Raw genomic sequence first — 19,605 nt, 5'->3', positions numbered from 1 at the left:
GCCGGTCGGAACCGGCGGCCGCGCGCTCACTCGCGCGGCGTCGCGCCGAAGCGCTCGGCCGCGAGCGCGGTGCCGCTCTCCTTGGCCGCGGTGGCCTCCGCCGCGGTGAGGGTGCGGTCGGCCGCGCGGAAGCGGAGCGCGAAGGTCAGCGACTTCGAGCCCTCCGGCACACCCGCGCCGCGGTAGTCGTCGACCAGGCGGATCGCCTCGAGCAGGTCCCCTGCTCCCTCGGCCACCGCGGCCTGCAGCTCGGCGGCCGGCAGCGCGATCGGCACGACCAGCGAGAGGTCCTGCGTCGCGGCGGGCAGCGCGCCGACCGGGCGTGCGACGACGATGCGGCCCGCTCGCGCGATCACCGGGTCGAGGTCGAGCTCGACCACGGCGACCCGGTGCGGGAGGTCGAGCTCGTCGGCGAGCGCCGGGAGCAGCTCGCCGGCGTGGCCGATCACGGCGCCGTCGAGCAGCACCTCGGCGGTGCGACCCGGGTGCAGCGCGGCGTGAGCGCCCTGGCGGATCAGCAGCTCGACTCCCGAGGCGGCGGCCACCTCGCGGACGACGTCGAGCGCGTCGCGCCAGTCGAACTCGCGCGCGGCGACGCCGGGCTGACGCTCGAGCGCCGACCCGGTCAGCAGCGCGGCGGCGTGCAGCGGCTGCAGCGGGATCCCCGCGTTCAGCGCAGCCTCGATCTCGGCGGACGGCCGCGCTCCGGCGAGGGGCAAGCTCGGCGAGCCGAACGGCCGCTCCGCCTGCGGCACGAAGACCGAGCCCATCTCGTAGAGAGCCAGATCCGTCAGACCGCGCGAGCGGTTGCGCGCCGCGATCTGCACCAGGCCGGGCAGGAGCGAGAGCCGCAGCTGCCCCGCGGTCGCGTCGAGCGGATTCGCCAGCGACACCTGCTGCACCGGCTCGCCGTCGGCGGAGCCGAAGCGGTCGTTCAGCGCGCGGGAGAGGAACGGGTAGGACAGCACCTCGGTGAGCCCGGCGGCCGCGAGCGACTGCGCGACCGTGCGGCGCAGGCGCTGCCCGGCCGTCAGCCCGCGCCCGGGCGGCGCGACGGGGAGGATCGAGGGGATCCGGTCGTAGCCGGTGATCCGGGCGACCTCCTCCGCGAGCGTGGAGCGGTCGGTGAGGTCGGGTCGCCAGCTCGGCGGGGTCACCAGCAGTCCGGCTCCGCCGGCCTCGAGGCTCGCGCCGATCTCGACGAGCGCGCCGCGGATCTCCTCCGGCGTGTACTCGAGACCGATCAGCCCGGAGATGTAGCCGTCGGGCAGCTCGATCGGCTCGACGGCGCGCGAGTCCGCCAGCACCGAGCCGAGCTCGTCGGCCGTGCCTCCCGCGAGCTCGACCAGCAGCTGGACCGCGCGCGCGGCGGCGACCGGCGCGACGAGCGGATCGACGCCGCGCTCGAAGCGGCGCGACGCCTCGCTCGGCAGCTTGTGCCGGCGGGCGGTCCGCGCGATTGAGACCGGGTCGAAGTTCGCGGCCTCGATCAGCACGTCGGCGGTGGTGTCCGAGATCTCGGTGCGCGCACCGCCCATCACGCCGGCGAGCCCGATCGGCCCGGCGTCGTCGGTGATCAGCAGATCCTCCGCGTGCAGGCGGCGGGTCTGACCGTCGAGCGTCTCGAGGGTCTCCCCCGCGCGGGCGCGGCGGACGACGATGCCGCCCTCGAGCCGGTCGAGGTCGTAGCCGTGCAGCGGCTGGCCGAGCTCGAACATCACGTAGTTGGTGATGTCGACGACCAGCGAGATCGAGCGGACGCCGGCCAGGCGCAGGCGCGCGACCATCCACGGCGGAGTCGGCCGCGCGGTGTCGATGCCGCGGACGACGCGGGTGACGAACGCGGTCGAGCCGACGCGACTGCGGATCGGGGCCGCGTCCTCGACCCGGACCGGGAAGACGGGGGCGGACTCCGCGCGGTCGGGCGTGCCGATCGCGAGCGCGGGGTCGCGGAAGGCGGCGCCGGTCGCGTGCGCGTACTCGCGGGCGATGCCGCGGATCGAGAAGGCGTAGCCGCGGTCGGGCGTGACGTTGACCTCGACGGCGGCGTCGTCGAGACCGAGGAGCGTGATCGCGTCGGTGCCGACCTCCGGGTCGATGCCGAGGCTCGCCAGGCGGAGGATGCCCTCGTGGTCGTCGCCGAGGCCCAGCTCGCGGGTCGAGGCGATCATGCCGTCGGAGACGTGCCCGTACGTCTTCCGCGCCGAGATCGGGAACGGACCGGGCAGCACCGCGCCCGGCAGGGAGACCACGACCTTGTCGCCGGCCGCGAAGTTGTGCGCGCCGCAGACGATGCCGCGCACGTCGTCGCCGCCGTCGGCCGCGCGCTCGCCCTCGGGGGCGACGCGGACGGTGCACCAGTTGATGGTCTTGCCGTTCTTCTGCGGCTCGGGCACGAGGTCGAGGACCTCGCCGACGACGACGGGACCGGTCACCTCGAAGCGGTGGACGTCCTCCTCCTCGAGGCCGACGGACACGAGCGCCGCGTGCACGGCCTCGGTCGTGACGTCCTGCTCGAGGTCGACGTACTCGCCCAGCCAGCTCAGCGGGATGCGCATCAGATCACCATCCCGTACTGCTTGCTGAAGCGGACGTCGCCCTCGACCATGTCGCGCATGTCCTTCACGTCGTTGCGGAACATCAGGGTCCGCTCGATCCCCATCCCGAAGGCGAAGCCGGAGAACTCGTCCGGGTCGATCCCGACCGAGCGCAGCACGTTGGGATTGACCATGCCGCAGCCGCCCCACTCGATCCAGCGGGCGCCGCCGACGAAGGTGGGGTGCCAGATGTCGAGCTCGGCGCTCGGCTCGGTGAAGGGGAAGTAGTTGGGGCGCAGGCGGATCTTCGCCTCGTCTCCGAATAGGAGTCGGGCGACGTGCTCGAGCGTGCCGCGCAGGTGCGCCATCGTCAGGCCGCGGTCGACGGCCAGGCCCTCGAACTGCGTGAAGACGGGGGTGTGCGTCGCGTCGAGCTCGTCGGTGCGGTAGACGCGGCCGGGCGCGATCACGTAGATCGGCGGCGTGCGGTCGAGCATCGAGCGGATCTGCACGGGCGAGGTGTGCGTGCGCAGCACGAGGTGCGACTCGACCGGGTCGACGAAGAAGGTGTCCTGCATCGCGCGAGCCGGGTGGTCCTCGTCGAAGTTGAGGGCGTCGAAGTTGAACCACTCGTTCTCGAGCTCCGGCCCCTCCGCGATCTCCCAGCCCATGCCGACGAAGACGTCGGCGATGGACTCCTGGAGCAGCGAGAGCGGATGGCGCGCGCCCTGGCGCACGAAGCTGGCGCCGGCGGTGACGTCGACGCGCTCGGCGTCGAGGGCCGCGGCCTGCTCGGCCTCGACCAGCTCGGCCTCGCGCTCGGCGTAGGCGTCGCCGACCTGCTTGCGGGCACCGCCCACGAGCTTGCCGGACGCGGCCTTGAAATCGGGCGGCACCGAGCGCATCAGCGCGTTCAGGCGGGCGAGGGCCGAGCCCTCGCCGAGGTGGGCGGTGCGGGCGGCCTTGAGGGCGGTCGAGTCGGCGGCCGCGCGGATCGCGCTGAGCGCCTCCGCGGTCGCCGCCGCGACGGCCTCGTCGGTGATCGGGTTGCTGTCAGACACGATCCCCCAGTGTAGGGATGCCTCGCGCGGCCCGCTCGCTGCGTCAAGCGGCGCGCGGGGACCCGTCGCGCCCAGCCCACGCTGATCGAGCAGCCGGCGCAGCCGGCCTATCGAGATCCGCCCGAGCACGGACCGTCGCCCGCGAGCCCGCCTCGCGGAGCGGCGGGTCTCGATACGCCCTTCCGGGGCTGCTCGACCAGCGAAGGGGCGACGCGCTGCAGAACGCGACCGGCTCGGAAGCCGACCGCGGTGGGGATCGCCGCAGGCGATCCCCACCATCGGACTCAGTCCTGCGCGGCGAGCAGGGCGGTGTCGGTGGTGGCGCGGGCCGCCGGGTGCCCGGTGCCCTTGCGGCCGCCGTTCTTGGTGCGGATCTCGACCCACTTGGCGATGCCGGAGAGGATGAGGCAGATGCCGATGTAGATGGCGCCGACGACGATGGCGGCGGGGATGATCGGGCTGTCCAGGCTGGACTGGTTGCCGAGGTAGCGGGCGTAGTAGAGCAGCTCGTTGTAGGTGATGATCGAGCCGAGCGCCGTGTCCTTGAGGGCGACGACGAGCTGGGCGATGATCACCGGCAGCATCGAGCGGATCGCCTGCGGGAAGAGGATGAGGCGCATCACGCCGGCCTTGCGCAGGCCGATGGCGTAGCCGGCCTCCTTCTGCCCGCGCGGGAGCGCCTCGATGCCGGCGCGGAAGATCTCGGAGAAGACCGAGCCGTTGTAGAGCGTCAGCGCGATGACCACGGCCACGTACGGCGTGAGCTTCAGGCCCGCGAACGGGAGCCCGTAGTACATCAGCATCATCAGGATGAGGACCGGGATCGCGCGGAAGAGCTCGATGAAGAGCGTGACCGGGACGTTGATCCAGCGCCGGTCCGAGAGCCGGCCGATCGCCAGCAGCAGACCGAGCACGATGCTCGCGACACCGGCGGTGGCGAAGGCGGCGAGCGTCTGCCCGAGCGCCGCGCCGATGCTCTGCCAGACCAGCGGGTAGCCGAAGGCCCGCCACTTGGCCGCGGAGAACTGCCCGGACTCGGCGAAGCGCCAGAGCACGAAGGCCAGCAGGGCGACGAGGACGAGGACGACGACGGCGCCGATGGCGCGATTGCGGGCGACCGCGCGGGGTCCGGGGTTGTCGAAGAGGACGGAGCTCATCGGGCGACCCTCCACTTCTTCTCGAGCTGTCGTTGGAGGAGGGAGAGCACGGTGACGAGCACCACGAAGACCAGCGCCACCCAGAGCACGACGATCAGGCTGTTCTCGCCGCGCTCGTTGAGCACGCGCACGATCGTCCCGGCCTCGGCGACGGAGAAGCCGGCGGCCACGGTGGTGTTCTTGAGCAGCGCGATCAGCACGCTCATCAGCGGCGGGATCACCGAGCGGAACGCCTGCGGCAGCACCACCTGGGTCATGGTGAGGCCGAAGTCGAGGCCGATCGCGCGGGCCGCCTCGGCCTGACCGATCGGCACGGTGTTGATGCCGGACCGGAGCACCTCGGCGACGTAGGTCGCGGTGTAGATGCTCAGGGCGGCGATCGCGAGATTCGTGTAGTCGACGTCCGGCAGATCGAGCTTCGGGTAGCCGAAGGCGAAGAAGAACATCAGCAGCGTGAGCGGCGTGTTCCGGATGGTGTTGACGTAGACGGTGCCGACCGCGCGGGCGATCGGAACGGGCGAGACGCGCATCGCTCCGACCACTGTGCCGAGGAGGAGGGCGAAGACGAGCGACACGACGAACAGCAGCAGGGTGTTGCCGAACGCGGGGACGAACACGTCGAGGTTGTTCAGGAGAACATCCATGCTGCGTGCCCTTTCATCGGGGAGGTGGAAGCGGTCGCCGGTGTGGCGTGGAGCAGGAGAGGTCCCGGGGCGATGCGCGCGGCGCCGCCCCGGGACTCCTCAGGGGTGTCGGCCTAGTAGGCGTCGACCGCGGGCTGCTCGACCGTGGTGCCGGACTGGCCGAGGGTCTCGTCGTAGATCGCGCTCCAGGTGTCACCGCCGTCGGTCAGCATCTCGTTGATGAAGCCGCGCAGGGCGGTGTCGTCCTTCGCGAGGCCGATGCCGTAGAGCTCGGTGCTGAAGGGCTCGCCGACGACCTTGAGCTCGTCGGGCTTCTGCGCGGCGTAGCCGATCAGGATCGCGCCGTCGGTGGTGACCGCGTCGACCTGGCCGTCGGCGAGGGCGTCGACGCACTGCGAGTAAGTGTCGAACTCCTCGGTCGGGACCTCGGGGTAGTTGGTGCGGATGTTCTGGATCGGCGTCGAGCCGGTCGCGGAGCACACGGTGGTGTCGGCCGAGAGGTCGTCCGGACCGGTGATGGTGTCGTTGTCCGCCGCGACGAGCAGCTGCTGGCCGGTCTCGAAGTACGGTCCGGCGAAGCCGACCTGCTCCTTGCGCTTGTCCGTGATCGAGTAGGTGCCGACGTAGTAGTCGATGTCGCCGTTCACGATCGACGCCTCGCGGTTGGCCGACGGGATCGCCTGGTAGTCGATCTTGTCCTCGGAGAAGCCGAGGGAGGCGGCGACCCACTTCGCGATCTCGATGTCGAAGCCGGAGCGCTCGCCGGTCGCGGCGTCGAGGTAGCCCAGACCGGGCTGGTCCTCCTTGACGCCGATGGTGACCCGGCCGTCCTCCGTCATGGCGTCGAAGGTGGGGCTGCCCTCGAGGGTGACGTCGCTGGCGACCTCGTAGGCCGCTCCGCTGCCCTCGGAGCCGGAACCGGCGCCGGTTCCGGAGTCACCGGCGCAGCCGGCGAGGGTGAGGGCCGCTGCGGCGAGTCCCGCGGTCATGAACATGAGCTTCGTGCGCATGATCGTCCTTCCTGGGGTGTGGCCCGCTGGTGCGAGCGTTGTCCGATCGCTCCCGGGGTTCGGGGGGCGACCTGTCGAACGGCTGCCGGGATGGGGACCATCCGCGCAGCCGGGGGTTCAGTGGGTGATGAGCTTGGAGAGGAAGTCCTTGGCCCGGTCGGTGCGCGGCGCGGTGAAGAACGACTCGGGATCCGTGTCCTCGAGGACCTCGCCGTCGGACATGAAGACGACACGGTGCGCGGCCTTGCGGGCGAAGCCCATCTCGTGAGTGACGACGATCATCGTCATCCCGTCCTCGGCGAGGCCGACCATGACGTCGAGGACCTCGTTGATCATCTCGGGGTCGAGCGCCGAGGTCGGCTCGTCGAAGAGCATCACCTTCGGCTTCATCGCCAGCGCGCGGGCGATCGCGACGCGCTGCTGCTGCCCGCCGGAGAGCTGGGCGGGCGTCTTGCCGGCCTGGTGGCCGACGCCGACGCGGTCGAGCAGCGCCTGCGCCTCCGCCTCCGCCGCCTTGCGGGAGAGGCCGCGGACCTTGATCGGGCCGAGCGTGACGTTCTCGAGGATCGTCTTGTGCGCGAAGAGGTTGAACGACTGGAACACCATGCCGACATCGGCGCGCAGGGCGGCGAGCGCCTTGCCCTCCTCCGGCAGCGTCTGGCCGTCGATCGAGATCGTGCCGCCGGAGATCGTCTCGAGGCGGTTGATCGTGCGGCAGAGCGTGGACTTGCCCGAACCGGAGGGTCCGAGCACCACGACCACCTCGCCGCGGTTGATCGTCAGGTCGATGTCCTTCAGCGCCTGGAACTCGCCGTAGTGCTTCTGCACCCCGTCGAGGACGACGAGGGGTTCACGGGCGGCGGCGGACGATCGTCCGGCCTGCGAGGGTGCATCCATTCCGTCAGAGAATCACACGGGCATGGGTGGGTCAAATCATGAGCGGATTCTTAACCAGAGCGCAACAACCGGGGCCCGCTCGCAGCTGGATACCACGCGGAGGTGGTTTTCTCTCAGCTTGGCGCGGAACGTCTCAGGATCGCCGCGCGACGTCGCCTCAGGAACGCTGTGCGAAGGCGCTCTCGTAGAGGCAGACCGAGGCGGCCGTCGCGAGGTTCAGCGACTCGGCGGCGCCGTAGATCGGGACGGCGACGACGCCGTCCATCAGCTCGAGCGACTCGTCCTCGAGACCGCGCGCCTCGTTGCCGAAGACCCAGACCGTCGGCTGCGCGAGGTCGCCCCGGGCGCGCACGTCGAGCAGGCCCTCGCCCTTCACATCGGCGGCGACCGCGCGCAGGCCCGCGGAGCGCAGCCGCTGCAGCACGTCGGGCAGCTCGGCGCCGACCGCGACCGGCAGGTGGAACAGCGAGCCCGTGGTCGACCGGACGACCTTCGGGTTGTAGAGGTCGACGGAGCGGCCGGTCAGCACGACGGCGTCGGCGCCCGCCGCGTCGGCGGCGCGGATGATCGTGCCGAGGTTGCCCGGGTCGCGGACCTCCTCGAGCACCGCGACGAGGCGCGGCTCGGACGCGACGACGTCCTTGAGCGAGGTGGGGAACTGCCGGCAGACCGCGACGAAGCCCTGCGGCGTGACGGTGTCGGCCATCGAGTCGAGGACGTCCTCGGTCACGTACTCGATCTCGACCTCGGCCTCCTCGGCCGCGGCCACGATCTCGGGGTGGCGCTCCAGCGCGGTGGGAGTCGCGAACGACTCCATCAGCAGCTCGGGCCGGTAGCGCAGCGCCTCGGACATCGCCTGCGGGCCCTCGAGGAGGAAGAGCCCCGACTCCTGCCGCGCCGGGCGCCGGGTGAGCTTGGCGACGGAGCGGACACGGGGAGAACGGGGATTGTCGAGCATGCGGCGAGCCTATCGGCGCGCCGTCGCGGGGCCCGGTCGACACGTCGCCCGCGGGGAAGGCGACCTGCGGGAACGACGACCCGCGGGAACGACGACCTGCGGGAACGACGAAGGGGGCCACGACTCTCGTCGTGACCCCCTTCGGGAAGTGCTGCGGACTACGCGGCCTTCGGGGCCGAGGTGTCAGCGGGCAGGGCGGCCTTCGCGCTCGCCACGAGGGCGGTGAAGGTCGCGGGCTCGGTGATCGCGAGGTCGGCCAGGATGCGGCGGTCGACCTGGATGCCGGCCAGGGCGAGGCCCTGGATGAAGCGGTTGTACGTCAGGCCGTTCGCGCGGGACGCGGCGTTGATGCGCTGGATCCAGAGGCGGCGGAACTCGCCCTTCTTCGCGCGGCGGTCGCGGTACGAGTAGACGAGGGAGTGGGTGACCTGCTCCTTGGCCTTGCGGTACAGACGCGAGCGCTGGCCGCGGTAGCCCTTGGCGCGCTCGAGGATGACGCGACGCTTCTTGTGGGCGTTGACCGCCCTCTTGACTCTTGCCATTTCTCTTTCTTCCTATCGATCCGGGTCGGCGTTGCAGAGGACCACAGCGGCAGCGGACTGCCGTGCGTCAGCTACAGGCCGAGAAGCTTCTTGGCGACCTTGGCGTCCTGCGGGGCGAGGACCTGGTCCTGGTTCAGGCGGCGGGTGCGCACGCTGGACTTCGACTCCAGGTTGTGACGCATGCCGGCCTGCTGCTTCATGAGCTTGCCGGAGCCCGTGACCTTGAAACGCTTCTTGGCACCCGAGTGGGTCTTCATCTTGGGCATGTTCTCTCCTTGTCGACGTCGCACGCGCACTCGGCGGGCGAAACTGGTGCCCCGCGAGCGGGGCGTCCACCGGCCCCGAGGACGGGGCGGCGAAGTATCAGACGGACTCGGCCTCGGCCGATTCCTCTTCGGGGGTGTTGGCCTCGCGACGAGCGGCGCGGACCGCATTGGCCTCGGCCTTCGCCTCGGACTTGTTCTTCAGCGGGCCGATGACCATCACCATGTTGCGACCGTCGATGGTCGGGGTGGACTCGACCTGGCCGAACTCGGACACGTCCTCCGCGAAGCGCTGCAGGAGCCGCACGCCCATCTCGGGGCGGGACTGCTCGCGACCGCGGAACAGGATCATGGCCTTGACCTTGTCGCCGGCCTTCAGAAAGCCCTCGGCGCGCTTGCGCTTGGTCTCGTAGTCGTGCTTGTCGATCTTCAGGCGGAAACGGACCTCCTTGAGGATCGTGTTCGCCTGGTTGCGACGGGCTTCCTTGAGCTTCTGGGCCTGCTCGTACTTGAACTTCCCGTAGTCCATGATCTTGGCGACGGGAGGCTTGGAGTTGGGAGCAACCTCGACCAGATCCAGGTCTGCGTCCTGCGCGAGTCGCAGGGCGACCTCGATTTTCACGACGCCGACCTGTTCTCCGGCGGGACCCACGAGGCGGACCTCGGGGACGCGGATTCGGTCGTTGGTACGGGGATCGCTGATTGCGTTTCTCCTCTGATCTCGGTGAGTTGCTGCTCTGCGGCCGGATTCTTCGTCCGGCGCATCCCGAGAGAGGTGATTCCCTGTGCGAAGCGCGACTGACGCGCTGCGCTGCACCCTACGACGCGCTCCCCGAGACGTGTCTCGAGGACCGCAGCCCTGCCCCCGTTGCCGGAGGCGGAGTGCTTCTGACCCGGTAACCTAGTGAAGCGGTCAAGCGCGGGTGGGAGAATCTCCACTTTCGAACCGAGGACATGCCTCGGAGCCCGCATCACCATAGCAGAGTTCCGGCCGGAACGGCAGCGGAGATCACCCGCCGCCCCAGTGCCCCCGCCACCGCCCCGCCGAGCACCGCCTCGCGCGTCGCGCCGGGGCGCCTCCGCCCGCCGGACCCATCGATCGAAGGACCCCATGGCTCAGCACGACGACGACTACGCCCGACGGTTCGGCGACGACTCCGGCGACGTCGAGGCCGCCCGCGACATCGCCGAGGTGCCCGCGGTCGAGATCATCACGACCGCCGCGGTGCACCTGATGAGCGCCGCCGCCGTCAAGTGCGGTCTCGCCGACGAGCCGGGCGCCCAGGTCGACCTCGACGAGGCGCGGAAGCTCATCAACGCGCTGGCCGGCCTGGTCACCGCGGGCGCGCCGGACATCAGCGACATGCACGCCCGCAGCCTCCGGGACGGGCTGCGGACCCTGCAGCTCGCCTTCCGCGAGGCGTCGCCGATCGCGGACCCGATCGGCAAGGGGCCGGGCGAGAAGTGGACCGGCCCGGTCACCTGAGCCGGGAGGCTCCGCATCAGGTCGGCGGAGCCGACGCCAGCTGGAGGGTCATCGAGTCGACCCGGGCGGCGACGATCTCGTCGGCGGCCCAGCGCTCGCCGAGCCGCGAGACGAGCTCGCCGAGCGCCGCGCGGTCGAGACCGGGCCGCAGCTCCAGCACGATGACGAGCTCCGGTCCGGTCAGCCGCTGACGGACGTCGCCCGGCTGCACGGCGAGCGAGACCACCGCGTCCTCCCCGTCGGCGCTCGCGCGCAGGGCGGCGAGGACCTCCGGATCGGCCGGGCTGGGCCGCCACGGCGAGCCCTCGGCGATCGCCCAGAGCGCGGGACGCCGGACGGCGAACTCGTGCGGCGAAGCGGGGTCGAGCACCATCAGCTCGGTCTCCTCGGCCACCGCGGCCAGCGCCGCTCGACGGCCGTCGACGGGGACGGGGCGCGCGAGCGGATCCCAGCGCCGCATGGCATCCACGTCGCTGAACACCGGCAGCACCGTGCGGCCGTCCGGGCCGGCCACGGTGACGATCGACAGCTCCTGCGACTTGTCGGCGCGGAGCCCCGCGACGCCCTCGGCCTCCTCGCCGAGCTTCGCCACGAGCGGGATGAGCAGGCGAGAGTCCCGCAGCGCGTCGACCACGGCCTCCGGGCCCGCGGCGCCGGCACCGAACTCGTGCAGCGCGCGGACGAGGCCCTCCGGCGCGGTGCCGTCGTCATCGCTCGACGCGCTCTGCTCGAAGTGGCGGCCGGCCCACGGCGTGCCGGCGGAGTCGGTCAGGTGCGCGGGGACCGCGCGTCCCTCACTGGAGGGCGAGCCGGTCACTCGGAGGCGACGTCGAGCGCCTCGGCGAGCGTGAACGCTCCGGCGTAGAGCGCCTTGCCGACGATCGCGCCCTCGAGGCCCTGCGGGACGAGGTCGCGGAGCGCCGCGATGTCGTCGAGGTTCGAGATGCCGCCCGAGGCGATGACGGGGCGGTGCGTGCGGGCCATGACCTGCTCGAGCAGCTCGAGGTTCGGGCCCTTGAGAGTGCCGTCCTTGGTGACGTCGGTGACGACGTAGCGGGTGCAGCCGGCCTCCTCGAGGCGCTCGAGGACCTGCCAGAGGTCGCCGCCCTCCTTGGTCCAGCCGCGGGCCGCGAGGGTGGTGCCGCGCACGTCGAGCCCGACCGCGATCTGGTCGCCGTACTGCGCGATGACGCTGGCGGCCCACTCCGGGTTCTCCAGGGCGGCGGTGCCGAGGTTGATGCGCTTCGCGCCCGCGTTCAGCGCCGACTCGAGACTGCGGTCGTCGCGGATGCCGCCGGAGAGCTCGACGTTGACGCCCTTCACCTGGCGGATGACCTTCTTCATGATCCCGTGGTTGTCGCCACGGCCGAAGGCGGCGTCGAGGTCGACGAGGTGGATCCACTCCGCGCCCTGGTCGGCCCAGTCGCCGGCCGCGTCGATCGGGTCGCCGTAGTTGGTCTCGGTGCCCGCCTCGCCCTGCGTGAGGCGGACGGCCTTGCCGCCGGCCACGTCGATCGCGGGGAGAAGGACCAGGCCCGGGGCCTTGGTGAACTCGCTCATCGTCATCCTCAGTCTCGGAGCTGGTGCGGCGGCGGCTGCGCAGAGCCGCCGACCACCGGCCGATCCTAGTTCGTGCGGAGCCCGCCCAGCCAATTCGACAGCAGGCGCAGGCCCGCGGCGCCGGACTTCTCGGGGTGGAACTGGGTGGCCGAGAGCGGGCCGTTCTCGACCGCGGCGATGAAGGGCCCGCCGTGGTCGGCCCAGGTCACGGTCGGGCGCGGGAACGGCGGCATCACGTCGAGGGACCACTCGCGGGCGCCGTAGGAGTGCACGAAGTAGAAGCGCTCGTCCTCGATGCCGTCGAAGAGCACCGAGTCGCCGGACACCTCGACGGTGTTCCAGCCCATGTGCGGCACGACCTCGGCGGGCAGCAGATCGACCGTGCCCGGCCACTCCCCCAGCCCCTCGCTCTCGACCCCGCGCTCGACGCCGCGCTCGAAGAGCACCTGCATGCCGACGCAGATGCCGAGCACCGGGCGCCCGCCGGCGAGGCGCTTCTCGATGATCTCGCCGCCGCGCGCGGCGGTGAGCGCCGACATGACCGCGCTGAACGCGCCGACCCCCGGGACGAGGAGGCCGTCCGCCTCGAGCGCGCGGGTGCGGTCCGAGGTCAACTCGACGTCGGCACCCGCGAGCTCGAGCGCCTTCACGGCGGAGTGGACGTTGCCGGAGCCGTAGTCGTAGACGACGACGGAAGGCCGACCCCCGCTCACAGCGCGCCCTTGGTCGAGGGCACCCCGGCGACGAGCGGATCGAAGGCCTTGGCCTGGCGGAACGCGCGCGCGAACGCCTTGAACTCGGCCTCCGCGATGTGGTGCGGGTCACGGCCGCCGAGCACGGTCACGTGCACGGTCAGCCCGGCGTTGAAGGCGATCGCCTCGAAGACGTGCCGGACCATCGAACCGGTGAAGTGGCCGCCGATGAGGTGCAGGGCGAAGCCCTCGGGCTCGCCGCCGTGCACGAGGTACGGGCGGCCCGAGATGTCGACGACGGCCTGGACCAGCGCCTCGTCGAGCGGCACGAGCGCGTCGCCGAAGCGGGAGATGCCGGTCTTGTCGCCGAGCGCCTGCTTGATCGCGGTGCCGAGGACGATGCCGATGTCCTCGGCGGTGTGGTGGATGTCGATCTCGATGTCGCCGGTCGCGCGGACGGTGAGGTCGGTCAGCGAGTGCTTCGCGAACGCCGTCAGCAGGTGGTCGAAGAAGGGGACGCCGGTGGAGAGGTCCGCGACACCGGTGCCGTCGAGGTCGATCGACAGCTCGATGCTCGACTCGCTGGTGGCACGACGGAGGGAGGCGGTGCGCCCGGGAGCGGCGCTCGAGGAGGTCATGCCCCCAGTGTATTCGGGGCGCCGCCGCCCCTCCGGGCGGCTACTCGCGGGCCAGGGCGACCGCGGGGTCCGCAGCCGGGGCGGGCAGCTCGGCGACCGCCTCGAGGAAGGCGGTGGTCTCGGCCTCGGTGCCCGCGCTCACCCGCAGGTGGTTCGGGATGCCGACGTCGCGGATGAGGATGCCGCGCGCGAGCAGCGCCTCGAACATCGCTTCCGGGTCGGCGACGCCGCCGAAGAGGACGAAGTTGCTGCCCGTCTCGTGCGGGGTGTAGCCGAGGGCGCGGAGGCCGTCGATCATCCGGTCGCGCTGGACGATGATCTCGCCCACCATCGCGAGCATCTCGTCGGCGTGGGCGAGGGCGGCGGTGGCGGCCGCCTGGGTCAGCGCGGAGAGGTGGTACGGCAGGCGGACGAGACGGAGGGCGTCGACGACCGCCGGGTCGGCGGCCAGGTAGCCGAGACGGACCCCGGCGAAGGCGAAGGCCTTGCTCATCGTGCGCGAGACGAGCAGTCGCGGGCGGCCCTCGAGCAGGCTGAGGGCGGTCGGCGCGTCCCGGCCGGCGAACTCGGCGTACGCCTCGTCGACGACGACGATGCCGTCGGTCGCGTCGTAGACGGCGGCGACCGTCTCGAGGTCGAGCGGGGTGCCGGTGGGGTTGTTCGGCGCGCAGAGGAAGACGATGTCGGGACTCTCCCGGCGCACGGCGTCGGCGGCGTAGGAGGCGGACACGCGGAAATCGGCCTCGCGGTCGACGCCGATCCAGCGGGTGCCGCTGCCGGAGGCGAGGATCGAGTACATCGAATAGGTCGGTGAGAAGCCGAGCAGCGAGCGACCGGGGCCGCCGAAGGCCTGCAGGATGTGCTGCAGCACCTCGTTCGAGCCGTTGGCGGCCCAGACCGAGTCGGCGGTCAGGCCGTGGCCGAGGTAGCCGGCCAGCGAATCGCGCAGCTCGCGGAACTCGCGGTCCGGGTAGCGGTTCACCGTGCGCAGTGCGACGGACACCCGCTCGACGATGTCGGCGATGACGTCGTCGGGCACGGGGTGGGTGTTCTCGTTGACGTTGAGAGCCACGGGCACGACGGCCTGCGGGGCGCCGTAGGGCTTCTGCCCGCGGAGGTCGTCGCGGAGGGGGAGATCGTCGAGAGTCGTCACCCGGAAATGCTAGCGGGGCGGGCGGAGGCCCCGATCAGCTCGCGACATCGTACTGCGCCGGGATGGCGAGCCGCTGGCCGGGCTCGAGGCCCGCGTTCGCCAGCTGGTTGAGCGACTGGATGTCGGAGACGACGTCGCGCGGGTCGGACTGCGGCGCGAGCTCCTCCGCGAGGGACCAGAGGGACTCGCCGGCGCGGACGGTGACGTAATGGAACTCGACGTCGGCGCTCTCGCCCGAGGCGACGGCTCCGCCGCCGTTGAGGCCGAAGACGAACGCGCCCGCGACGAGCGGCAGGGCGCCGAGGGTCGCGAGCACGGCGCGGCCGCGGCGGGTCAGGCGCAGGCGCGTGCGGGCAACGGGCTGCTCGACACAGGGCTGCTCGGCAGCGGCGATGTGCTGCGCGGAGGTCTGGTGCTGCGCGGTGGTGGAGAGCTGTGCGGTCATGGGGATCGCTCCTTTCAGCAGGGGTTCGGGCCGGGGCCTCGGCCGGGAGGACCCGGTCCGAACCTCTGTTCCGAATATATCTTCGAACACCGCGCCGGGCAAGACCCGGACGCGTCGCATCCGGTGCTGGATCGCGCGACACACTCGAACGAATGTTTCGAACGCGGACCCCCGCCGGATACAGTTTCGAGAGCCCGCAGTCAGTACAGCAGCGACCACCGACATCGCTGATCGACTCCGGGCGGGGAGCGTGCGCACCGGGCGTGCGCAGAGAGAAGGACGATCGTGAGCGACGCGCAGACGACCGGAGCGAGGCCGGCCAGGACGACGACTCCGGCGCCCAAGGCGAGTGCCGCGGGGAAGGCGGCGGCGAAGCCCGCTGCCGGGCGCCGGCGGAAGAACCTCAGCGCGAAGCAGCTCGCGATCCTCGACGCGATCCAGCGCTCGGTGTCGAGTCGCGGCTATCCGCCGAGCATGCGCGAGATCGGCGACGCCGTGGGGCTCGCCTCGCTCTCGAGCGTCACCCACCAGCTCAATCAGCTCGAGCTGAGCGGCTACCTCCGCCGCGACCCGAACCGCCCGCGCGCCCTCGAGATCCTCATCGACGTGCCGAGCTCGACCGAGGACGACGGCTCGTTCGAGTCGACCGCCACGGTCGCCGACGCGGCGATGGTGCCGCTCGTCGGCCGGATCGCGGCCGGCGTGCCGATCATGGCGGACCAGCAGATCGACGAGGTGTTCCCGCTCCCCCGGCAGCTCGTCGGCAAGGGCGAGCTCTTCATGCTCAAGGTCGTCGGCGAGTCGATGATCGACGCCGCCATCTGCGACGGCGACTGGGTCGTCGTCCGGTCGCAGCGCACCGCGGAGAACGGCGAGATCGTCGCCGCCATGCTCGACGGCGAGGCGACCGTCAAGGTGCTGCGCCAGCGCGACGGCCACACCTGGCTGCTCCCCCGCAACTCCAACTTCGAGCCGATCCTCGGCGACGAGGCGGAGGTCCTCGGCAAGATCGTCGCGGTGCTCCGCTCGGTCTGACGCAGCGGAGCGCAGACGCGGGAGGGGCGGACGGCTGATGCCGTCCGCCCCTCCTGCGTCGTCCGGGCTAGCGCGTCGCCGCACCCTCCAGCAGTGAGCGGCGCGCGTCGACCGCGGCGCCGACCAGGTGGCGCAGCGAGGCGACGGTCTCGTCGTACCCTCGGGTCTTCAGTCCGCAGTCCGGGTTGATCCAGAGCTGGCGGGCCGGGATGCCGTCGAGGGCGGTGCGGACGAGCTCGGCGACCTCCTCCTCACCGGGCACGCGAGGCGAGTGGATGTCCCAGACGCCCGGGCCGATGCCGCGCGCGAAGCCCGAGCGCTCGATGTCGGCGACCACCTCCATCCGCGACCGCGCCGCCTCGATGCTCGTCACGTCGGCGTCGAGCCGGTCGATCGCGTCGATGACCACGCCGAACTCCGAGTAGCAGAGGTGGGTGTGGATCTGGGTCGCCGTCCGCGCACCCGCGGTCGCCAGACGGAACGAGCCGACCGACCACGCGAGGTAGGCCGGCTGGTTCGCCTTCTCCAGCGGGAGCAGCTCGCGCAGTGCCGGCTCGTCGACCTGGACGATGCGGATCCCCGCGTCCTCGAGATCGGCGATCTCGTCGCGGAGGCTCAGCGCGACCTGCTCGGCCGTCTCCTTCAGCGGCTGGTCGTCGCGCACGAAGGACCAGGCGAGGATCGTGACCGGCCCGGTCAGCATCCCCTTCACCGGCCGGTCGGTGAGCGACTGGGTGAACCGCGACCACTCGACCGTGATCGGCGCGGGGCGCGAGACGTCGCCCCAGAGCAGCGACGGCCGCGTGCAGCGGCTGCCGTAGGACTGCACCCAGCCGTTCCTGGTCACCGCGAAGCCGTCGAGGTGCTCGGCGAAGTACTGCACCATGTCGTTGCGCTCCGGCTCGCCGTGCACGAGGACGTCGAGCCCGATCTCCTCCTGCAGGCGCACGACGCGCTCGATCTCGTCGCGCATGCGGGCGGTGTACTGCTCCTCGGTCAGCTCCCCCCGCCCGACGGCCGCCCGTGCCGTGCGGATCTCCCGCGTCTGCGGGAACGACCCGATGGTCGTCGTCGGCAGCGGCGGCAGACCGAGCGCGGCCTCCTGCGCGGCGGCGCGCTCCTCGGCGGGAGCGCGCCCGTAGTCCTCGGGGCGGAGGTCGGCCGCCCGCCCGCGGACCGCCCCGTCGCGGACTCCGGGGGCCGAGCGGCGGTCCTCGAGCGCCTCGGTCGCGGCGCGCAGCTCCGGCTCGATCGCCTCGCGTCCCGCGTCGAGGCCGCGGGCGAGCGCGGCGACCTGCTCGACCTTCTGGTCGGCGAAGGCGAGCCAGGAGACGAGCCGCTCGTCGAGCTCCGGCTCGTCGGTCACGTCGTGGGGCAGGTGGAAGAGCGAGGTGGAGCTGGAGACGGCGACCTGCGGGGCGAGCGAGCGCAGCGCCTCCGCCTTCTCGAAGGCCGCTGCGAGATCGCCGCGCCAGACGTTGTGGCCGTCCACCACCCCCGCGACGAGCACGGTGCGCTCGAGCCCCGGCACGTTCGCCGGAGCGCCGCCCTTGACCAGATCGATGCCGACGGCCTCCACCGCCGAGGCGGCGAGCACCGGCAGCGCATCGCCCAGATCGCCGTAGGGCGCGGCGACGAAGAGCGCGGGCCGGTCGGCGGACCGGCCGAGCACGCGGTACGCCTCCGCTGTCGCGGCGAGCACCCGGGCGCGGTCGACCTCGATCGACTCCGACACGAGGGCCGACTCGTCCAGCTGCACCCAGTCCGCACCCGCGGCGTGCAGGCGGGCGAGCAGCTCGATGTAGACCGGGAGCAGATCGTCCAGTCGGGACAGCGGCTCGAAGCCGGCCGGCGCGGAATCGCTCGGCTTCGCGAGCAGCAGATAGGTGACCGGCCCGACCAGCACGGGCCGCGTCGTGAAACCGGCCTCGCGAGCCTCCGCCACCTCGCGCACCCGGCGGGTGTCGGCGAGCGAGAACAGCGTCTCCGGTCCGATCTCGGGCACGAGGTAGTGGTAATTGGAGTCGAACCACTTGGTCATCTCGAGCGGCGCCCGCTCCCCGTCACCGCGCGCCAGGGTGAAGGCGCCGGTCAGGTCGACCGCGCCGTCGACCACGAGGTCGGCGAAGCGCTCGGGGATCGCGCCGACCGCGAGCGTGGTGTCGAGCACCTGGTCGTAGAAGGAGTGCGCCTCCGGGATCGAGGAGTCGTCGCGGCCCAGGCCGAGCGCGGCGAGGCGCTCGCGGGTCGTCGCGCGCAGGGCGGCGGCCGCGGACTCGAGCTCCGCCGCGTCGATCGATCCGGCCCAGAAGGCCTCGACCGCCTTCTTCAGCTCGCGGCGGCGGCCGATGCGCGGGTAGCCCAGGACGGTGCCGGTCGGGAAGGCGGGTGCGGTCGTGGTCATGATGCTCTCTCCGTGGTGAGGGTCGTGGTCGGGATCGTGGGTCGCGCGGTCGAGGGGCGCGGGCCGGGCAGGAGCCCGCTCTCGGCGAGGACTCCCAGCACCGCCTCGTGCCGGTTGAAGGCGTAGAGGTGCACCGCGGGGGCGCCTGCGTCGACGAGGGTCCGGACCATCGCGGCGGCGTGCTCGACGCCGATCCGGGTGCGCGCGTCGTCGTCGGGCTCGACGTCGAGGGCGATGGCGAGATCGGCGGGGAGGTCCTCACCGCTCAGCTCCAGCATCCGGCGCAGGCGCTCGGGGCTGGTCACCGGCATGACGCCCGGGATGATCGGCATCGTCACGCCGGCCGCCCGCGCGCGCTCGACGAAGCGCAGGTAGTCGGCGGGGTGGAAGAACAGCTGGGTGATCGCGAAGGCCGCACCGGCCGCCTCCTTCGCGAGCAGCGCATCGATGTCCTGCGAGCGCGAGCGCGAGCGCGGGTGCCCGTTCGGGAAGGCGGCGACCGCCACCTGCGCGCGGGGGCGCCGGGCGAGGTCGACCCGCTGCGCGTTCGGCAGCACGGTCACGGCGTCGTAGGGCGCGCGCTCGGCCTGCACCCGGTGGATCAGCTGCACGAGCTCGGCCGCGCTGCCGAGCTCGCCGAGGAACGGCTCGCCCTCGGCCGCATCGGCCGGCGGGTCGCCGCGGAGGGCGAGGAACCGCGTGACGCCCGCCTCCAGGAACTCGTGCACCAGGCGGTTGGCCTCGGCGTGCGTCGAGCCGACGCAGGTGAGGTGCGCGAGAGGCTCGGCGGTGGTGTGCTCGCGGAGGTAGCGGAGGATCTCGAGCGACGCACTGCGCGAGGAGCCGCCGGCGCCGTAGGTCACCGAGACGAAGGACGGTCCGGCGGCGGCGAGCCGGTCGGCGGTGCGCTCGAGCGCGCGGGCGCCGGCGACGGTCCGCGCCGGGTAGATCTCGAAGGAGAACGGGACGACCGGACAGTGGCTCTCCTGGGCGGTCCCCGAGTGGTCGGTCAGCACGGCACAGCCCTCCGTTCCTCGACGCGGCCGGGCGTCCGGCCGCGATGACGCGGTCTGGGCGGGTGCCGGGCTCGGCTGTCGCTCACAGCGCCGGGTGGCGCCTCGTC

At 72.0% G+C, this 19,605-nt stretch carries 20 protein-coding genes; 2 read left to right on the top strand and 18 right to left on the bottom strand.

From position 1 onward, the window contains the following. Window positions 1–26: 26 nt before the first annotated feature. The 10 genes from pheT to infC form a co-directional block, all read right to left on the bottom strand. Window positions 27–2,558, bottom strand: coding sequence for a phenylalanine--tRNA ligase subunit beta (gene pheT, locus GSU72_RS06845; RefSeq protein WP_159984357.1), 2,532 nt, complete (start codon window positions 2,556–2,558; stop codon window positions 27–29). Then, window positions 2,558–3,598 carry a phenylalanine--tRNA ligase subunit alpha gene (gene pheS / locus GSU72_RS06840; RefSeq protein ID WP_159984356.1) on the bottom strand — a complete coding sequence of 347 codons (1,041 nt, stop codon included), beginning with the start codon at window positions 3,596–3,598 and terminating at the stop codon, window positions 2,558–2,560. The genes pheT and pheS overlap by 1 nt, the downstream gene beginning before the upstream one ends. 284 nt (window positions 3,599–3,882) lie before the next feature. Continuing rightward, window positions 3,883–4,755, bottom strand: a complete 873-nt coding sequence (locus GSU72_RS06835; protein ID WP_159984355.1) for an amino acid ABC transporter permease — start codon at window positions 4,753–4,755, stop codon at window positions 3,883–3,885. Continuing rightward, entirely contained in the window at window positions 4,752–5,399 is a 648-nt protein-coding gene (locus GSU72_RS06830; protein WP_159984354.1) for an amino acid ABC transporter permease, read from the bottom strand. The genes GSU72_RS06835 and GSU72_RS06830 overlap by 4 nt, the downstream gene beginning before the upstream one ends. A gap of 113 nt (window positions 5,400–5,512) precedes the next feature. Beyond that, complete coding sequence (locus GSU72_RS06825) at window positions 5,513–6,409, bottom strand: glutamate ABC transporter substrate-binding protein (protein WP_167306098.1); 897 nt, start codon at window positions 6,407–6,409, stop codon at window positions 5,513–5,515. Between the two features lie 117 nt (window positions 6,410–6,526). Then, on the bottom strand, window positions 6,527–7,306 hold the full coding sequence (locus GSU72_RS06820; protein WP_159984353.1) for an amino acid ABC transporter ATP-binding protein: 780 nt from the start codon (window positions 7,304–7,306) through the stop codon (window positions 6,527–6,529). Window positions 7,307–7,463: 157 nt separating this feature from the next. Continuing rightward, window positions 7,464–8,264 carry an RNA methyltransferase gene (locus tag GSU72_RS06815; protein ID WP_159984352.1) on the bottom strand — a complete coding sequence of 267 codons (801 nt, stop codon included), beginning with the start codon at window positions 8,262–8,264 and terminating at the stop codon, window positions 7,464–7,466. A gap of 158 nt (window positions 8,265–8,422) precedes the next feature. Then, window positions 8,423–8,806: a 50S ribosomal protein L20 gene (gene rplT, locus GSU72_RS06810; protein ID WP_123444519.1), complete on the bottom strand. Its 384-nt coding sequence runs from the start codon at window positions 8,804–8,806 to the stop codon at window positions 8,423–8,425. A 71-nt stretch (window positions 8,807–8,877) separates the two neighbouring features. Continuing rightward, window positions 8,878–9,072: a 50S ribosomal protein L35 gene (gene rpmI / locus GSU72_RS06805; RefSeq protein WP_056042364.1), complete on the bottom strand. Its 195-nt coding sequence runs from the start codon at window positions 9,070–9,072 to the stop codon at window positions 8,878–8,880. A gap of 97 nt (window positions 9,073–9,169) precedes the next feature. Beyond that, on the bottom strand, window positions 9,170–9,772 hold the full coding sequence (gene infC, locus GSU72_RS06800; RefSeq protein ID WP_159986700.1) for a translation initiation factor IF-3: 603 nt from the start codon (window positions 9,770–9,772) through the stop codon (window positions 9,170–9,172). Window positions 9,773–10,180: 408 nt separating this feature from the next. Here infC and GSU72_RS06795 point away from each other — a divergent pair, with 408 nt between their 5' ends. Beyond that, on the top strand, window positions 10,181–10,555 hold the full coding sequence (locus GSU72_RS06795) for a DUF1844 domain-containing protein (protein WP_159984351.1): 375 nt from the start codon (window positions 10,181–10,183) through the stop codon (window positions 10,553–10,555). Window positions 10,556–10,571: 16 nt separating this feature from the next. Here the strand turns inward: GSU72_RS06795 and GSU72_RS06790 are convergent, their stop codons facing one another. The 6 genes from GSU72_RS06790 to GSU72_RS06765 all read right to left on the bottom strand — a co-directional run bounded on the left by GSU72_RS06790 (window position 10,572) and on the right by GSU72_RS06765 (window position 15,043). Further along, window positions 10,572–11,372 carry an SseB family protein gene (locus GSU72_RS06790; RefSeq protein WP_244256022.1) on the bottom strand — a complete coding sequence of 267 codons (801 nt, stop codon included), beginning with the start codon at window positions 11,370–11,372 and terminating at the stop codon, window positions 10,572–10,574. Then, window positions 11,369–12,115: a bifunctional 1-(5-phosphoribosyl)-5-((5-phosphoribosylamino)methylideneamino)imidazole-4-carboxamide isomerase/phosphoribosylanthranilate isomerase PriA gene (gene priA, locus GSU72_RS06785; protein WP_123705565.1), complete on the bottom strand. Its 747-nt coding sequence runs from the start codon at window positions 12,113–12,115 to the stop codon at window positions 11,369–11,371. Before priA ends, GSU72_RS06790 begins: the two co-directional genes overlap by 4 nt. A 65-nt stretch (window positions 12,116–12,180) precedes the next feature. Next, window positions 12,181–12,828: an imidazole glycerol phosphate synthase subunit HisH gene (gene hisH / locus GSU72_RS06780; protein WP_159984350.1), complete on the bottom strand. Its 648-nt coding sequence runs from the start codon at window positions 12,826–12,828 to the stop codon at window positions 12,181–12,183. After that, entirely contained in the window at window positions 12,825–13,445 is a 621-nt protein-coding gene (gene hisB / locus GSU72_RS06775) for an imidazoleglycerol-phosphate dehydratase HisB (protein WP_159984349.1), read from the bottom strand. The genes hisH and hisB overlap by 4 nt, the downstream gene beginning before the upstream one ends. A gap of 40 nt (window positions 13,446–13,485) precedes the next feature. Next, the gene (locus GSU72_RS06770) at window positions 13,486–14,598 is read right to left on the bottom strand and encodes a histidinol-phosphate transaminase (protein ID WP_159984348.1); all 1,113 of its coding nucleotides are present in this window, start codon (window positions 14,596–14,598) and stop codon (window positions 13,486–13,488) included. Window positions 14,599–14,632: 34 nt separating this feature from the next. Continuing rightward, window positions 14,633–15,043, bottom strand: coding sequence for a LysM peptidoglycan-binding domain-containing protein (locus GSU72_RS06765; RefSeq protein WP_159984347.1), 411 nt, complete (start codon window positions 15,041–15,043; stop codon window positions 14,633–14,635). A gap of 285 nt (window positions 15,044–15,328) precedes the next feature. Here GSU72_RS06765 and lexA point away from each other — a divergent pair, with 285 nt between their 5' ends. After that, the gene (gene lexA, locus GSU72_RS06760) at window positions 15,329–16,078 is read left to right on the top strand and encodes a transcriptional repressor LexA (RefSeq protein ID WP_159984346.1); all 750 of its coding nucleotides are present in this window, start codon (window positions 15,329–15,331) and stop codon (window positions 16,076–16,078) included. Window positions 16,079–16,145: 67 nt separating this feature from the next. Here the strand turns inward: lexA and metE are convergent, their stop codons facing one another. Then, complete coding sequence (gene metE / locus GSU72_RS06755; RefSeq protein ID WP_159984345.1) at window positions 16,146–18,482, bottom strand: 5-methyltetrahydropteroyltriglutamate--homocysteine S-methyltransferase; 2,337 nt, start codon at window positions 18,480–18,482, stop codon at window positions 16,146–16,148. Beyond that, window positions 18,479–19,498, bottom strand: coding sequence for a methylenetetrahydrofolate reductase (locus GSU72_RS06750; protein WP_244256021.1), 1,020 nt, complete (start codon window positions 19,496–19,498; stop codon window positions 18,479–18,481). The genes metE and GSU72_RS06750 overlap by 4 nt, the downstream gene beginning before the upstream one ends. Window positions 19,499–19,605 lie beyond the last annotated feature (107 nt).

The sequence above is a fragment of the Rathayibacter sp. VKM Ac-2760 genome (genome assembly GCF_009834185.1).
In the GTDB taxonomy this organism is placed as follows: Bacteria; Actinomycetota; Actinomycetes; order Actinomycetales; family Microbacteriaceae; genus Rathayibacter.
This window is presented reverse-complemented; position numbering and strand designations above follow the sequence as displayed.

Bases quoted from the DNA above. Each gene is read 5' to 3' on its own strand.
- hisB (WP_159984349.1), bottom strand. From the start codon at position 13,445: ATGACCTCCTCGAGCGCCGCTCCCGGGCGCACCGCCTCCCTCCGTCGT.
- GSU72_RS06825 (WP_167306098.1), bottom strand. From the start codon at position 6,409: ATGCGCACGAAGCTCATGTTCATGACCGCGGGACTCGCCGCAGCGGCC.
- metE (WP_159984345.1), bottom strand. From the start codon at position 18,482: ATGACCACGACCGCACCCGCCTTCCCGACCGGCACCGTCCTGGGCTAC.
- GSU72_RS06820 (WP_159984353.1), bottom strand. From the start codon at position 7,306: ATGGATGCACCCTCGCAGGCCGGACGATCGTCCGCCGCCGCCCGTGAA.
- GSU72_RS06795 (WP_159984351.1), top strand. From the start codon at position 10,181: ATGGCTCAGCACGACGACGACTACGCCCGACGGTTCGGCGACGACTCC.
- rpmI (WP_056042364.1), bottom strand. From the start codon at position 9,072: ATGCCCAAGATGAAGACCCACTCGGGTGCCAAGAAGCGTTTCAAGGTC.
- priA (WP_123705565.1), bottom strand. From the start codon at position 12,115: ATGAGCGAGTTCACCAAGGCCCCGGGCCTGGTCCTTCTCCCCGCGATC.
- GSU72_RS06830 (WP_159984354.1), bottom strand. From the start codon at position 5,399: ATGGATGTTCTCCTGAACAACCTCGACGTGTTCGTCCCCGCGTTCGGC.
- GSU72_RS06835 (WP_159984355.1), bottom strand. From the start codon at position 4,755: ATGAGCTCCGTCCTCTTCGACAACCCCGGACCCCGCGCGGTCGCCCGC.
- pheT (WP_159984357.1), bottom strand. From the start codon at position 2,558: ATGCGCATCCCGCTGAGCTGGCTGGGCGAGTACGTCGACCTCGAGCAG.
- GSU72_RS06815 (WP_159984352.1), bottom strand. From the start codon at position 8,264: ATGCTCGACAATCCCCGTTCTCCCCGTGTCCGCTCCGTCGCCAAGCTC.
- rplT (WP_123444519.1), bottom strand. From the start codon at position 8,806: ATGGCAAGAGTCAAGAGGGCGGTCAACGCCCACAAGAAGCGTCGCGTC.
- GSU72_RS06765 (WP_159984347.1), bottom strand. From the start codon at position 15,043: ATGACCGCACAGCTCTCCACCACCGCGCAGCACCAGACCTCCGCGCAG.